Annotated in this window: 10 protein-coding genes; 7 read left to right on the plus strand and 3 right to left on the minus strand. The window is 53.5% G+C overall.

Annotated elements, in window-relative coordinates:
- Positions 1 to 60: 60 nt before the first annotated feature.
- A complete protein-coding gene (locus C813_RS31165; RefSeq protein WP_017458503.1) occupies positions 61 to 3,390 on the minus strand; it encodes a diguanylate cyclase in 3,330 nt (1,109 codons plus the stop codon).
- Between the two features lie 353 nt (positions 3,391 to 3,743).
- On the opposite strand from C813_RS31165, the gene udk reads away from it, so the two are divergent.
- From udk to asmA, 3 genes are all read left to right on the plus strand, one after another.
- The gene (gene udk / locus C813_RS31170; protein ID WP_017458502.1) at positions 3,744 to 4,385 is read left to right on the plus strand and encodes a uridine kinase; all 642 of its coding nucleotides are present in this window, start codon (positions 3,744 to 3,746) and stop codon (positions 4,383 to 4,385) included.
- 86 nt (positions 4,386 to 4,471) lie between these two features.
- Positions 4,472 to 5,053, plus strand: a complete 582-nt coding sequence (gene dcd / locus C813_RS31175; RefSeq protein WP_017458501.1) for a dCTP deaminase — start codon at positions 4,472 to 4,474, stop codon at positions 5,051 to 5,053.
- Between the two features lie 25 nt (positions 5,054 to 5,078).
- Complete coding sequence (gene asmA / locus C813_RS31180; protein ID WP_017458500.1) at positions 5,079 to 6,929, plus strand: outer membrane assembly protein AsmA; 1,851 nt, start codon at positions 5,079 to 5,081, stop codon at positions 6,927 to 6,929.
- Positions 6,930 to 6,975: 46 nt separating this feature from the next.
- On the opposite strand, the gene C813_RS31185 is transcribed toward asmA, so the two are convergent.
- Positions 6,976 to 7,560 (minus strand): NUDIX domain-containing protein, encoded by a 585-nt coding sequence (locus C813_RS31185; protein ID WP_017458499.1) that lies wholly within the window; start codon positions 7,558 to 7,560, stop codon positions 6,976 to 6,978.
- Positions 7,561 to 7,643: 83 nt separating this feature from the next.
- On the opposite strand from C813_RS31185, the gene C813_RS31190 reads away from it, so the two are divergent.
- Positions 7,644 to 8,399: a DeoR/GlpR family DNA-binding transcription regulator gene (locus tag C813_RS31190; RefSeq protein WP_017458498.1), complete on the plus strand. Its 756-nt coding sequence runs from the start codon at positions 7,644 to 7,646 to the stop codon at positions 8,397 to 8,399.
- A gap of 41 nt (positions 8,400 to 8,440) precedes the next feature.
- On the opposite strand, the gene C813_RS31195 is transcribed toward C813_RS31190, so the two are convergent.
- A complete protein-coding gene (locus C813_RS31195; RefSeq protein ID WP_017458497.1) occupies positions 8,441 to 10,024 on the minus strand; it encodes a TerC family protein in 1,584 nt (527 codons plus the stop codon).
- 693 nt (positions 10,025 to 10,717) lie between these two features.
- Here C813_RS31195 and C813_RS31200 point away from each other — a divergent pair.
- Genes C813_RS31200 through wzc form a run of 3 tightly spaced genes read left to right on the plus strand, consistent with a single transcriptional unit; the run spans position 10,718 to position 14,480 of the window.
- Positions 10,718 to 11,863 (plus strand): polysaccharide export protein, encoded by a 1,146-nt coding sequence (locus tag C813_RS31200; protein WP_017458495.1) that lies wholly within the window; start codon positions 10,718 to 10,720, stop codon positions 11,861 to 11,863.
- Positions 11,864 to 11,865: 2 nt separating this feature from the next.
- Positions 11,866 to 12,309, plus strand: a complete 444-nt coding sequence (gene wzb / locus C813_RS31205) for a low molecular weight protein-tyrosine-phosphatase Wzb (RefSeq protein WP_025263910.1) — start codon at positions 11,866 to 11,868, stop codon at positions 12,307 to 12,309.
- Positions 12,310 to 12,311: 2 nt separating this feature from the next.
- Entirely contained in the window at positions 12,312 to 14,480 is a 2,169-nt protein-coding gene (gene wzc, locus C813_RS31210) for a tyrosine-protein kinase Wzc (RefSeq protein WP_017458493.1), read from the plus strand.
- Positions 14,481 to 14,503 lie beyond the last annotated feature (23 nt).

Genomic DNA, 14,503 nt, shown 5'->3' on the forward strand with positions numbered 1-14,503 from the left:
GAGGATTTTGAGCACTGCCCGGTTTCAAAATGGCAAGTAAAATAGCCTTATTACCTCTTGTCAGTTAATGGCGAAATAACTGGTATTTAGCATCAAATCCAGCGGCTGCGCCTGCGAAATAATATCCCCGTAGATCAAATCAATACCGATTCCCGACAGGGTATCCATCATCAGCGGCTGATGAGTCGGCCCGGCAATACTTTTCACGCCCAGCCGCTGCGCGTGACCCTGAATAATGGTCACCATCATCTCATCCATCAGATTACCGTGGACGTTGGTGACTAGCTCAGGCTCCAGCAACAGGTAGTCGGCCATATGCGGTGTGAGGTGGTTAAACACTTCCAGATCGTGCCCGATATGGCTGAAAATAATGCGGCAACCCGCATGGCGCAGGCGTTTGAGATTCTCATTAATAGTGTTGCCTTCGCGCATCAGCGCATCGGCATGAATAATCAGGTGCAGCAAACGACCCGGCAGTGGCCCACTTTCCAGCATTTGCAGCAGTTCTGTCACCAGAGACTGACTTGCCAGCCCAACAACGGAAAGGGGCAGGGCGACGCCAAGGCCTTTACCCGCGACGGCAGTTGCGTGGTTGCGGAAAAATTCGTGAAACACCCGTCTGTCGAGTGCGCGGATAAGTTCCGGTTCCGTCAGCCCTGAGCGGAACGCGTGCTCCTCCATCACTTCCCCTTCACTGGTCCACAGGCGCAGCGACAGCAGCCAGAAATTGCAGGCCTCCGGCACACGCGGAGAGGCCACGCCGCGTGCAATCATCAGCAAATGGTTGTCTTTGATCATATGCCACTGCTCATCCAGCGACATCATGCTGCGCTCATGTTGCATCAGCCCTTGCTGCGCTTCGTAGACGGTAACGATACCGCGACCATTGTTCTTGGAGGCGTAACAAGCGATATCCGCCTGCGACATGACGTCTGATGCCTGGTAATTGGTCTCATCAATAATCGTAATCCCGGCGCTGGCACCGATGCGGTGTAAACGGCCTTCCCACATAAACTGGTAATCATTGATGGCTTCCACCATCCGCCCGGAGATATAGCGCGCGCTCTCGACATTACAGTCTGGCAGTAGCAGACCAAATTCATCGCCGCCGAGACGGGCGAGAATATCGGTGGATCGCAGCATGCTGAGCATCAGCGAGGAAATTTCACGTAACAAGGCATCACCGGCGGCATGTCCGGCGGTGTCATTCACTGCCTTAAAGCGGTCGAGATCGATAAACACCAGCGCGTGTCGCTGATGAAACTCCTGCACGGTCACCAGCAGGCGCTTGAGATGATTTTCAAAACTGACGCGGTTTGCGAGGTGGGTGAGGGCGTCGTGAGAGGCGCTATAACTGAGCTGGCGTAGCATTTTGCGTGACTCGGTGACATCCTGGATAACCAGCACCGATCCGATATTCTGCCCATCCAGCGTGCTTAACGGCGTAACGCTGTAGTGGATATCGAAGCTGCCGCCGGTGCGACAGTGCAGCACCACATCCTGCTCAATCGCGGTACGCGACATATCGCCGCTATGAATGTTTTCCATCGCCGGGCCGTTATCACCGAAGGTGATGCGCAGCACCGTCAATAAGGGCTGACCAATGGCCTGTTCCTGCGGCCAGCCGCTCATTTTTTCTGCCACCGGATTCATAAAGGTGACTTTCATATCAACATCGGTACACAGCACCGCTTCGCCGATGGAATCCAGCGTAATGTGCAGCCGCTCTTTTTCCTGGAACAGCGCATCGTTAAGCTGTTTTACCTCGGTCATGTCCATATTGACGCCGAGGAGTCGCTCAACTTCGCCGTTCTTGTTGAGTACGCGGTTTGCAAGGGTGCGAATATGGCGAATCCCCTCTTTAACCGGCACTCTGAATTCCAGCTTGAAGGCGACGCGGGCGGCCAGCGCATCGCGGATAACGCGCTCGGTTTCCGGGCGATCCTCCGGCAGAATGCGTTCGTACCACAGATGCCAGGTCGGTTTCATATGCGCGGGGACTTCGTACATCTCAAACATACGTTTATCCCAACTGATGATGTCTGGCTCCAGCTCCCACTCCCAGATGCCGATACCACCCGCTTCGTTCGCAAGGGTAATACGCTCCATCAAGCGTTTGTTCACCCACTCGGTTTGTTTCAGATCGTTAATATCTTCTATCTGGGCAATGAAATAGAGTGGCGTGCCGTCGGCATGGCGCACGACGGAAACGGCCAGCAGGCCCCAGACCAGATCGCCATTACGCGTGTAATAGCGCTTTTCCAGCGAGTAGGTGGGAATGTCGCCGCGCACCAGTTGGTCAAGCAGCTCAAGGTCTTTGTGTAAATCTTCCGGCCAGGTGAGCTGCTGAAAGTTCATTAAACGCAGTTCATCCTGGCTGTAACCCAGAAACTGGCACAGCGCTTTGTTAGCCTGCAGCCACTGCCCTTCGGTGCTGACTAACGCCATGCCAATCGCGGAATATTCCATGGCGTTACGAAAACGTTCTTCGCTTTCGGTAATGTGCTTACGCTCGGCGCGAAAGGCGTACATCACCATAGTCATCACGTTAACCGGCAGCAGGATCATCAAAAACGGCAGCCAGGGCGCGTTGGTCATCACGCCGCTTTTCGGCGCGATAATCAGGTTCGGTTCCCGCGCGATAATCAACGACACCATCATGACGGTTATCAGAAACACCAGAAACGCTTCCATGCGCGGCAGACGAACCGCACTCCACATCAACAACACAATGACGGCGGTAAATGGCCACGGTAAATAGTGCAGCGACAGCCAGCTGAGCGTCAGCGTAATGGCAAGCGTCGCCAGCGTTTCCAGCAGTAATTGCGGTTTGCGATGGCGCAGCAGATAGTGCGGTTTGAATAACAGCCCAAGCGGCACCAGCGCCAGCGCGCCAATGGATTCTGACAACACCCAAATAATAAAGGTACGCAAAACATTTTCTGGCGGTACCAGCAAACAGATCAGCGCCCCGCCGACCAGCGGCGGAACTACCGCACTGCCGATGGCAAGGCGGATCCAGTCGCTCAGGTTTTGCAGCGGATTATACCAGGGCAGCAATTTACGCAGCAGCACGGCACCGACGGCCGCTTCAACAATATTTACGGCGGTATAGCGCAGATCGACAAAAGAAACGGAAAAAAGCAGGACGGTGGCGGCAACATTCCCCAGCGCGCAGGCGAACGCGATACCGGGCCACATCTTGCCTGCGTGGCGGTAAAACGCCACGGTCATGATTGCGGTGGGAAACCAGAGCGGGGCAATGACGGTGCCAAAGCGGATCAGTTCCAGCGAGAACAGGGTGAAGATAAAAGAGAGTAGCCCTAAACTGAGCAGCCGCAGTCCAGGATAGGGTGTGGTAACCAAAACGCGCTGGTGTTGTTTCTTCATTACCGCTTAATCCGCAAGCCCTGTGCCGTCCGGAACAGAGTCCGACGAATGAAATTTGAAATTTGGATTATGCTAGTACAAACAATTTACAATTCCTATGGCGGGCGCTCATAATTTGACATCATAGTGTTATTAATTACTTAGTGGATGAATAAAACGCGCACCGCGCTCCATTTTTGAGCGGTTTGCTTTGCGAATAATGCGTTTTGCGGGTAAAAATTGGCGACTTTTTATCACACTTGGATCCCGTGTCTATTCGACTGGTATCGCGACGGTGAAATCCCTATAATTGCGGCGTTTGACGCTCTGGCGTCGCCCTTCCTTTACATCCAGGTTATCAGGTCGCTAAATTTATGACTGATCAGTCTCATCAGTGCGTCATTATCGGTATCGCCGGCGCATCCGCTTCAGGTAAAAGCCTTATTGCCAGTACTCTTTACCGCGAACTGCGCGAACAGGTAGGTGATGAACATATTGGCGTTATTCCGGAAGACAGTTACTACAAAGATCAAAGCCATCTGTCGATGGAAGAACGTGTAAAAACCAACTATGACCATCCGAGCGCGATGGATCACAGCCTGTTATTCCAGCATTTAGAATCGCTTAAACGCGGCGAAGCCATTGAGTTACCGGTTTACAGCTACGTTGAACATACCCGTACGCAAGAAACCATTCGCATTGAAGCCAAAAAAGTCATCATTCTGGAAGGGATCCTGCTGCTGACCGATTCACGCCTGCGCGATGCGATGAACTTCTCGATTTTCGTCGATACGCCGCTGGATATCTGCCTGATGCGCCGTATTAAACGTGACGTTAACGAGCGTGGCCGCTCAATGGATTCGGTCATGGCGCAATACCAAAAAACCGTGCGTCCAATGTTCCTGCAGTTTATTGAACCCTCCAAACAGTATGCCGATATTATCGTGCCGCGCGGCGGTAAAAACCGCATCGCCATTGATATTCTGAAAGCCAAAATCAGCCAATTCTTTGAGTAATAATGTTAGGCTGTCACCGTTCGTATTAATTTGTCCGACCCCTGAGGCGCGCTCAGGGGTATGCCGCATCAAAAGGAGAATGTGCCATGCGTCTTTGTGACCGAGATATTGAAGCCTGGTTGAACGACGGTCGGCTCGCGATTAACCCGCGCCCGCCGGTTGAGCGTATTAACGGTGCGACGGTTGATGTCCGCCTGGGCAACAAATTCCGCACATTCAGCGGGCACACGGCGGCGTTTATCGATCTCAGCGGCCCGAAACATGAAGTCAGCGCCGCGCTTGACCGGGTGATGAGCGATGAAATTGTGCTGGCAGAAGGTGACGCTTTTTACCTGCATCCCGGTGAACTTGCGCTGGCGGTGACGTATGAATCCGTCACGTTACCTGCAGATTTGGTCGGCTGGCTGGACGGGCGCTCGTCGCTGGCGCGTCTGGGTTTGATGGTGCATGTTACTGCGCACCGCATTGATCCCGGCTGGTCAGGATGCATCGTGCTGGAGTTCTATAATTCAGGCAAACTGCCGCTGGCATTGCGTCCGGGCATGCTGATTGGTGCGTTGAGTTTTGAGCCGCTATCCGGCCCGGCTGAACGCCCGTATAACCGCCGTGAAGATGCGAAATATCGCGATCAGCAAGGTGCGGTCGCCAGCCGTATTGATAAAGACTGAGTGAAGTAGACCTACTGAGGATGCCATGAGAAGAGTGTTAACCACGCTGATGATCCTGTTGGTCGTGCTGGTAGCCGGCCTTTCGGCGCTGGTACTGCTGGTCAATCCCAACGATTTTCGCGCTTATATGGTGCGTCAGGTTGAAACCCGTAGCGGTTATCAATTGCAGCTTGATGGCCCGCTGCGCTGGCATGTCTGGCCGCAGCTTAGCATTCTCTCAGGGCGGATGACCTTAACCGCTCCCGGTGCGCAGATGCCGGTGGTCGCAGCCGACAATATGCGCCTTGACGTGAATCTCTGGCCGCTGCTTTCGCACCAGTTGCACGTCAAACAGGTAATGCTGAAAGGCGCGGTTATCCAGTTAACGCCGCAAAGCGCCGCTGCGCCGCAAAAAGGCGCTCCCGTGGCACCCCGTGAAAACAACCTGCCGCAGGTGGAAGGGGATCGCGGCTGGTCATGGGATATTGCCAGCCTGCAAGTGGCTGACAGCGTGCTGGTATTCCAGCACGATGATGATGAACAACTGACGGTGCGCGATATCCGCCTGCAAATGGAGCAGGATTCGTTGCACCAGGCAAAGCTTGATTTCGCCGGGCGCATTAACCGCAATCAACGTGATTTAACCCTCTCTTTCAGCGCGCAAGTCGATGCCCGCGACTATCCGCATAACCTCACCGCTGCCGTCGATAACCTGAAATGGCAATTGCAGGGCGGCGATGTCCCGACGCAGGGCATCGAAGGAGAAGGGCGCTTACAGGCGCAGTGGCAACGTGCCCAGCAGCGCCTGACGCTCAACGATCTGAGCCTGCGCGCGAACGACACCGCGCTCACTGGTAACGGCAGCGTGACGTTTGGCAACCTGCCGGTGTGGGCGCTCGATTTACAGTTTGATTCTCTCAATCTTGATAATTTGTTACCGCCGGAGCAGACCGCCGATAACAGCGGCTCGCCGCAGCAGCAAGGGCAGGCGCAAAACCGCCTGCCGCGCCCGGTTATCTCCACCAGCCTGGACACACCGGAGTACAACGGGTTACGCAGTTTTACCGCACAGATTGGCATTAGCGCGAAAAGCGTGCGCTGGCGCGGAATGCAGTTTGCGGATGTAGTCGGGCAATTCAACAATAATGCCGGTTTGCTGTCGATTCCCACCTTGCAAGGCAAAATGGGCAACGGACAGATCTCGCTACCTGGCGAGCTGGATGTACGCGGTGAGGGTTCCCTTGCGACCTTCCAGCCAAAACTGGATAACGTTGAAATCGGCACCATCCTGAAAGCCTTCAATTATCCGATTGCCCTGACCGGCAGTCTGAGCATGACGGGGGATTTTTCCGGACCGAATATCGACGCCGAGGATTTCCGCAGTCACTGGCAGGGCGAGGCGCATGTCGATTTGAAAAACAGCCGTATGGAAGGGCTCAACTTCCAGCAACTGGTGCAGCAAGCCGTGGCGCGCAGCAGCGATGTACAGGCGCAGGAAAACTACGATAACGCTACGCGCCTTGATAGCTTCACCAGCGATGTGTCGCTGGATAAAGGGCTGATGAAATTCAGTGATATGCAGGGCAGTTCTGCGCTGCTGTCGCTTACCGGGGAAGGCGAAATGGATCTGCTGAAAGAGCAGGCCGATACCCGCTTTGAAGTGCGTGTGATGGAAGGCTGGAAAGGGCAGAGCGAGCTTATCGATTTTCTGAAAAATACCCCGGTTCCACTGCGCGTATACGGTAAATGGCAGGCGCTCAACTACAGCCTGCAAGTGGATCAATTGCTGCGTAAACATCTGCAGGATGAAGCGAAACGCCGGTTAAATGACTGGGCGGATCGCAATAAAGATCGCCAGAGTGGCAAAGATGTGAAAAAACTGCTCGAGAAGATGTAAGCGAGACAGTTTGCCGGGTGAACGATCCACCACCCGGCAACGCAATTTACAAAATGCCTTCCAGCGCCAGGTGCTGTAACAACATAATGGTTTTACCGTCGGCAATCTCACCGCTGCGAATAGCCGCCAGTGCGGCGCTAAAATCCATCTCCACCACTTCGATATCCTCACCTTCATCGGCTAAACCACCACCATTGCCGGTGCGTCGGCGGTCATCATACTCAGCAATAAAGAAGTGCAATTTTTCGCTGACCGAGCCGGGGCTCATCCATGCTTCAAACACCTTTTGCACCTGCTCAAGCCGGTAACCGGTCTCCTCTTCTGCTTCCTGTTTTATGCGCTCTTCCGCGGCAAGTTCATCCAGTAAGCCGGCTGCCGCTTCCAGCAAAAAGCCGCTGTGATGATTAACGAACAGCGGCAAGCGAAACTGCCGGGTGAGGATCACACTGCGTTTGCTCACGTTATACAGCAGGATGACCGCGCCGTTGCCGCGGTCATAAACTTCGCGGCTCTGGCGCTGCCATTCACCGTCTCTGCGGCGAAAGTCAAAGGTGTACTTCGTCAGTTTGCCCCAATCTTCTGATAAGGGTTTGGTCGCAATAATGCGTACTTGTGCATTTTCAGATGGCATATTCGCTCCTCAGGACGTAAGATTGCATCTTATCGTGCAGTTTCGTGCATTAACAAGCTATTTCGTGCAAGCAGGGGCACCCTATGCTGACTTCACAACGCAAACAACTGATCCTTGCCCGGCTCGCTGAAGAGGGGCAGGTGCTGTCAAAAAATCTCAGTGAGCAGTTCGGCATTTCAGAAGATACCGTGCGCCGCGATTTACGCGAGCTGGCGGCGGAAGGGCGCTTACAGCGGGTCCACGGCGGTGCGTTACCGGCATCGGCTGCAGTGGTGACTTTTTCCGAGCGACAGACATTACAATCAGATGCCAAGCGGCGGATCGCGCAGAAAGGGGCTGAACTGATATCACCCGGGCAAGTGGTGATGATCGATGGCGGCACCACTACCAGTGAGTTAATCCGCTTCTTCCCTGAAGATTTGCGCATTACCGTCGTCACCCACAGCCCGAGTATCGCTGTTGGGCTGGCACAACATCCGCTCATTAACGTGGTGATGATTGGCGGTCAGCTTTATAAACACTCTATCGTCAATGTCGGTGCGGCGGCGCTGGAGGGGATTGCTCGCGTGCGCGCCGATCTCTTTTTTATGGGGGTGACTGGAGTGCATGTTGAAGCGGGTTTAAGCACCGGTGATTTCGAAGAGTCGCGTATCAAGCATGCCATGGCGCAAAGGGCGGCGGAGACGGTGGTGCTGGCCTCACCGGAAAAATTAAACACCGCCTCACCATGGGTGATCGGTGATATCGGACTTATCAATACGCTGGTGGTTGATGCGCAAACCGATGCGCGCATACTGGAGCCGTTTGCCCGGCGTGGTATCGCGATTGTCAAAGCGTAGGAAAACAGGCAGGAAATGGCCGGGGCGAGCCCCGGCATATTTTACACTTCGTAATCGAGATTAGTGTCGCTGCCAAGCGGAATAAGCTGCACTTTTTGCACCCGATGGCTTTCGACATCCAGCGTTTTTAGCAGGTAATCCCCCACCTGAACCTCTTCTCCCGGCTGGGGAATGCGTTGCAGATACTCCATCAGCAGCCCGGCAATGGTGTGATACTCGCGTTTATCATCAAGCGGCAGCGGGACATATTGCACCAGATCTTCCAGCGGCATATGACCGTTTGCCGTCCAGCTACCATCACTGTTTTTCTGAATATCGTGGCGTGCGTCAATCTCTTCCACTTCGTTGGGCAAGTTGCCGGCGATGGTTTCCATCACATCGCTTAAGGTGACCACCCCTTCAACGGAGCCAAACTCATCCACCACAAACGCAAAGTGGGTACGGGCATTACGGAACTGTTCCAGTGCCTGCAACAGCGGTAATCCTTCCGGGAACACCAGCGGCTGTCGCACCAGCACGCGCAGATCGAGCGGTTCGCCGTGCAACGATTGCTGGAGCAGATCGAGGATATGCACCACGCCCAGCAGGGTGTCATCCTCTTCGCCACCGGTAACTACCACGCGCGTATGCTGGTTTTTATCCAGCAGTGCGCGGATTTCAGCTTCTGGCGCGCTCAGATCGATATGTTCAATATCGTGACGCGACGTCATGATGCTGCTCACCGTGCGCTGATTAAGATTCAGCACGCGCTCAATCATCCGCCGCTCTTGCGGATTGAAAATCTGATCATCGTCGCCATCACGCAGCATTGAGGCGGCATCGGCATCCAGCTCCGCTTCTTCTTTACGCCCGCTCAGCAAACGCATGACCGTTTCGGTGGTGCGCTGGCGCAGCGTGCGGTCGGCGAACAGAAAACGGCGGCGGTTGAAGATAGCCAGCTGGTTCAGCGCTTCAATCATGACCGAGAAGCCAATGGCGGCGTACAGGTAACCTTTCGGAATATGGAAACCAAAGCCGTCGGCCACCAGGCTGAAACCGATCATCAGCAGGAAACTGAGACACAGAATAACAATCGTCGGATGGTTATTGACGAAGCGGGTGAGGGATTTACTCGCCAGCAGCATCAGCGAAATGGCGATAACCACCGCCGCCATCATCACTGCCAGGTGATCAACCATCCCCACGGCGGTGATCACCGAATCCAGTGAGAAAACCGCGTCCAGCACAACAATTTGCGTTACCACGGCCCAGAATTTCGCGCCGCGCCGCTGCGTGGGGTTGTCGCTGTCTTTCCCTTCGAGGCGTTCGTTGAGTTCAACCGTTGCTTTAAACAACAGGAACAGCCCGCCCACTAACATAATTAAATCGCGGGCGCTGAAACTGAGGCCGCGTACGGTAAATAAAGGTTGGGTCAGTGTGACCAGCCAGGAAATTGAGGCCAGCAGCAGCAGGCGCATCAGCATGGCGAGTATCAGACCGGTGACGCGCGCGCGGTCACGCTGCGCTGGTGGCAATTTCTCGGCGAGAATTGCAATAAAAACCAGGTTATCAATACCAAGCACCAGTTCAATCACGACCAGCGTGACCAGACCAGCCCAGATTGACGGATCGGCAATCCATTCCATCGTTAACGTAACACCTTATGTGATATGACAATTGTCACAATGCGATCATGGATAAAGCTGAGATAAATTGCAATGTTAGCCTGCGATTTATCTTATTTTAGGTGGTTATTTAAAACGCTTTAAATGTTATTTCCTTATTGTTTCTGGGATTAACTATCACTATTTAAATATGGAAAATAAGAAAAGTCGCATGGGTAATGCTATGTCAGTTTTTTGTCAATATGCGGTAAATCCTAAAAAGCTAAATTTTTGGTCTTAATATTATTCTTAAAAAGATGTTTATCTCTGAATGTCGCCTTGCCTGCTATTCGCTTAGCTGCAACAATTCCTCCAGCATCGTTCAAATATACCAGCGTCTTTATTTTCAGCATTGTTAATCAGTGCGAAAGCCGGTACCTGCCGTATTTTATCTGGTTGGCAAATAGCGCCACCAGAAAGAGGATGTAATGGATGACTATCAATGACTTAGCGTCAATCAGTGAATTGGTAACTGAAAGCCAGGGGCGGTAGCGTGCCTGCGGGTATGTCAATCAGCCTGGATTATTCTGTAATCGCATGTGGTTGAATAAACGCTTTTTAGGACTGATGCCAGTTATATTTCTCAAGAATTAACTGCATTCTGAATCTGTGTACAGCTTGAGCGCTTATTTAAATCGCACAGGATAATTACTCTGCCAAAGTGATAATTAATCAATGATGAAATCTAAAACGAAATTGATGCCATTATTGGTGTCCATTAGCTTGATGAGTGGCTGCACCGTCTTCCCCGGGAGCAATATGTCTACGATGGGAAAGGATGTGATTAAACAGCAGGATGCTGATTTTGATATAGACCGTATGGTGAATGTCTATCCATTAACCCCACGTCTGATTGAACAATTGCGCCCGCGCACCAATGTTGCTCAACCGAATATGTCACTGGATCAGGAGATTTCCGCCTACCAGTACCGCGTTGGCCCAGGGGATGTGCTGAACGTAACCGTGTGGGATCACCCGGAACTCACCACGCCAGCCGGTCAGTATCGTAGTTCGAGCGATGCCGGTAACTGGGTACAACCCGATGGCACCATGTTCTATCCGTATGTCGGTAAGATTCACGTCGCCGGTAAGACGCTGAATGAGATCCGTAGTGATATTACCAGCCGTTTAGCGACCTATATTGCTGACCCGCAGGTGGACGTTAATATCGCCGCGTTCCGCTCACAAAAAGCCTATATCTCCGGTCAGGTAGCGAAATCTGGGCAGCAGGCGATCACCAACGTACCGCTTACCGTACTTGATGCGATCAACGCGGCGGGTGGTCTGACCGACAGCGCAGACTGGCGCAACGTCGTGCTGACACACCAGGGCCAGGAGCAGCGCATTTCGCTGCAGGCGCTGATGCAAAACGGCGATCTCAGCCAGAACCGTTTGCTCTACCCCGGCGACATTCTGTTTGTTCCGCGTAATGACGATCTGAAAGTGTTCGTGATGGGCGAAGTGAAAAAACAGAGCACGCTCAAAATGGACTTCAGCGGCATGACGCTGACCGAAGCGCTCGGCCAGGCCGAAGGTATCGATCTGACCACCTCCAACGCCAGCGGCATTTTTGTTATTCGTCCGCTCAAAGGCAGCGAAAGTGGTCGTGGCAACAAGATCGCCAACATTTACCAGCTCGATATGTCGGATGCCACATCGCTGGTTATGGCAACGAACTTCCGTCTCCAGCCGTATGACGTGGTGTATGTCACGACCGCACCGGTTGCGCGTTGGAACCGTCTCATCAACCAGTTGCTGCCGACAATCAGTGGCGTTCGCTACATGACCAATACGGCCAACGACATCCAAAATCTGCAATGACTATGTTCAACAAAATTCTGGTGGTATGCGTGGGGAACATTTGCCGTTCCCCCACGGCAGAACGGCTGCTGAAAAAATACCAGCCCGCTTTAACGGTGGACTCAGCCGGGCTGGGCGCGCTGGTTGGACGTAGCGCGGACGCCAACGCCGTGAGTGTGGCGGCGGATAATCAACTCTCTCTGGAAGGGCATTGCGCGCGACAAATTACCGGAAAAATGTGCCGCGAATACGACCTGATTCTGGTGATGGAAAAACGTCATATTGCCCGCCTGTGCGAGATTGCCCCGGAAATGCGTGGAAAGGTCATGTTATTTGGCCACTGGGATAACGAGCGGGAGATCCCCGACCCGTATCGCAAAAGTCGTGAAGCTTTTGAAGCTATTTACACCTTACTTGACCAGTCTGCCCGCCATTGGGCGCAGGCATTGCAAGCTCAGCAGGGATAATAATGACAGAGAAAACACACCATTCGCATTCTGCTGCCCCGGCGGTGGGCAACGATGAAATCGATATTGGCCGTTTGCTCGGCACAATCATTGAGGCTCGCTGGTGGGTGCTGGGCATCACCTCGGTCTTCGCATTGATTGCTGTGGTCTACTGCCTGTTCGCCACCCCTATTTACAGCGCTGACGCGCTGGTGCAAATCGAGCAGAACACCGGAAGTTCGCTGGTGCAGGATCTGAACAGCGCGCTGTCGAACAAGCCACCGGCATCGGACGCGGAAATCCAGCTTATTCAGTCACGGCTGGTGCTGGGTAAAACCGTTGACGATCTCGATCTGGATATTTCGGTAGTCAAAAACACCTTTCCACTGTTTGGGGCCGGGTGGGATCGCCTGATGGGGCGGCAGAACGAGACGGTGAAAGTCACCACGTTCACGCTGCCAAAAGGCATGAACGAGCAGACTTTCACATTAAAAGTGCTCAGTCCGAAACAGTATCTGTTAAGCAGCGACGGCGGTTTTGAAGCGCGCGGCGAAGTGGGGCAACAGCTCAGCAAGCAAGGCGTCACCATGATGGTGAGTGCCATTCAGGCCTCGAATGACAGCGAATTTACCGTCACCAAATATTCGACGCTGGGCATGATTAATAATCTGCAAAGCAACCTGACGGTGGCCGAAAACGGTAAAGATACGGGCGTACTCAGTCTGACTTATACCGGCGAAGATCGTGATCAGATCCGCGCCATTCTGGACAGCATCACGCGCAACTACCTTGAGCAGAATATTGAGCGCAAATCAGAAGAAGCGGCCAAGAGCTTAATCTTCCTCGATAAGCAACTGCCGGAAGTGCGTAAAAACCTTGATATTGCCGAGGAAAAACTCAACACCTATCGCCAGCGCAAAGACTCTGTGGATCTGCCGCTGGAAGCGAAATCGGTGCTCGATTCGATGGTCAACATCGACGCACAGTTGAACGAACTGACCTTTCGCGAAGCGGAAATCTCCAAGCTCTATACCAAAGTTCACCCGGCTTACCGCACGTTGCTGGAAAAACGTAAAGCGCTGGAAGATGAAAAATCGAAACTGAACGATCGCATCACCGCGATGCCGGAAACGCAGCAGGAGATTGTTCGTCTGACGCGTGATGTCGAATCAGGCCAACAGGTTTATATGCAACTGCTGAACAAACAGCAGGAACTGCGTATCACCCAGGCGAGCACCGTTGGCGATGTACGTATCGTCGACCCGGCCATCGCACAACCGGGCGTACTGAAGCCGAAGAAAGCGCTGATCATTCTTGGCAGCATTATCCTGGGCCTGATTGTTTCGGTGGTCGGTGTGCTGCTGCGCTCGCTGTTTAACCGCGGTATCGAAAGCCCGCAAGTGCTCGAAGAACAGGGCATCAGCGTCTACGCCAGCATTCCGCTGTCGGAGTGGCAAAAAGCGCGCGATAGCGTCAAAACTATCAAAGGGGTTAAACGCTATAAGCAGAGCCAGTTGCTGGCGGTGGGGAACCCGACGGATCTGGCCATCGAAGCGGTGCGCAGCCTGCGTACCAGCCTGCACTTCGCCATGATGCAGGCCAATAACAATGTGTTGATGATGACCGGCGTTAGCCCGTCAATCGGTAAAACCTTTGTCTGCGCCAACCTGGCGGCGGTGATTAGCCAGACCAATAAACGCGTGCTGCTGATCGACTGCGATATGCGCAAAGGCTACACCCATGAACTGCTGGGCACCGACAACGTAAATGGCTTGTCCGAAGTGTTGGCCGGGAAGGGCACTATCGAGAGTTGCGCGAAGCCAACTTCTATCAGCAACTTTGACCTGGTGCCGCGCGGTCAGGTGCCGCCAAACCCATCCGAGCTGCTGATGAGCGAACGCTTTAGTCAGCTGGTGAAATGGGCCAGCACCCACTACGACCTGGTGCTGATCGATACCCCGCCAATTCTTGCGGTAACGGATGCGGCAGTAGTGGGTCGCCATGCGGGCACCACGCTGATGGTGGCGCGTTATGCGGTGAACACGCTCAAAGAGATCCAGACCAGCCTGAGCCGCTTCGAGCAAAACGGTATTCAGGTAAAAGGCGTGATCCTGAACTCGATTTTCCGCCGCGCGACCGGCTACCAGGATTACGGCTACTACGAGTACGAATACAAGTCCGATTCAAAATAACCAGACCTTACCTCTGTCCCTCA

Origin of the sequence: Kosakonia sacchari SP1 (assembly GCF_000300455.3) — a bacterium.
Taxonomy (GTDB): domain Bacteria; phylum Pseudomonadota; class Gammaproteobacteria; order Enterobacterales; family Enterobacteriaceae; genus Kosakonia; species Kosakonia sacchari.

What these genes read in the sequence shown, in the direction of transcription:
- C813_RS31165 (WP_017458503.1), bottom strand. Translation starts at nt 3,390, where the DNA reads ATGAAGAAACAACACCAGCGCGTTTTGGTTACCACACCCTATCCTGGA.
- udk (WP_017458502.1), top strand. Translation starts at nt 3,744, where the DNA reads ATGACTGATCAGTCTCATCAGTGCGTCATTATCGGTATCGCCGGCGCA.
- dcd (WP_017458501.1), top strand. Translation starts at nt 4,472, where the DNA reads ATGCGTCTTTGTGACCGAGATATTGAAGCCTGGTTGAACGACGGTCGG.
- asmA (WP_017458500.1), top strand. Translation starts at nt 5,079, where the DNA reads ATGAGAAGAGTGTTAACCACGCTGATGATCCTGTTGGTCGTGCTGGTA.
- C813_RS31185 (WP_017458499.1), bottom strand. Translation starts at nt 7,560, where the DNA reads ATGCCATCTGAAAATGCACAAGTACGCATTATTGCGACCAAACCCTTA.
- C813_RS31190 (WP_017458498.1), top strand. Translation starts at nt 7,644, where the DNA reads ATGCTGACTTCACAACGCAAACAACTGATCCTTGCCCGGCTCGCTGAA.
- C813_RS31195 (WP_017458497.1), bottom strand. Translation starts at nt 10,024, where the DNA reads ATGGAATGGATTGCCGATCCGTCAATCTGGGCTGGTCTGGTCACGCTG.
- C813_RS31200 (WP_017458495.1), top strand. Translation starts at nt 10,718, where the DNA reads ATGATGAAATCTAAAACGAAATTGATGCCATTATTGGTGTCCATTAGC.
- wzb (WP_025263910.1), top strand. Translation starts at nt 11,866, where the DNA reads ATGTTCAACAAAATTCTGGTGGTATGCGTGGGGAACATTTGCCGTTCC.
- wzc (WP_017458493.1), top strand. Translation starts at nt 12,312, where the DNA reads ATGACAGAGAAAACACACCATTCGCATTCTGCTGCCCCGGCGGTGGGC.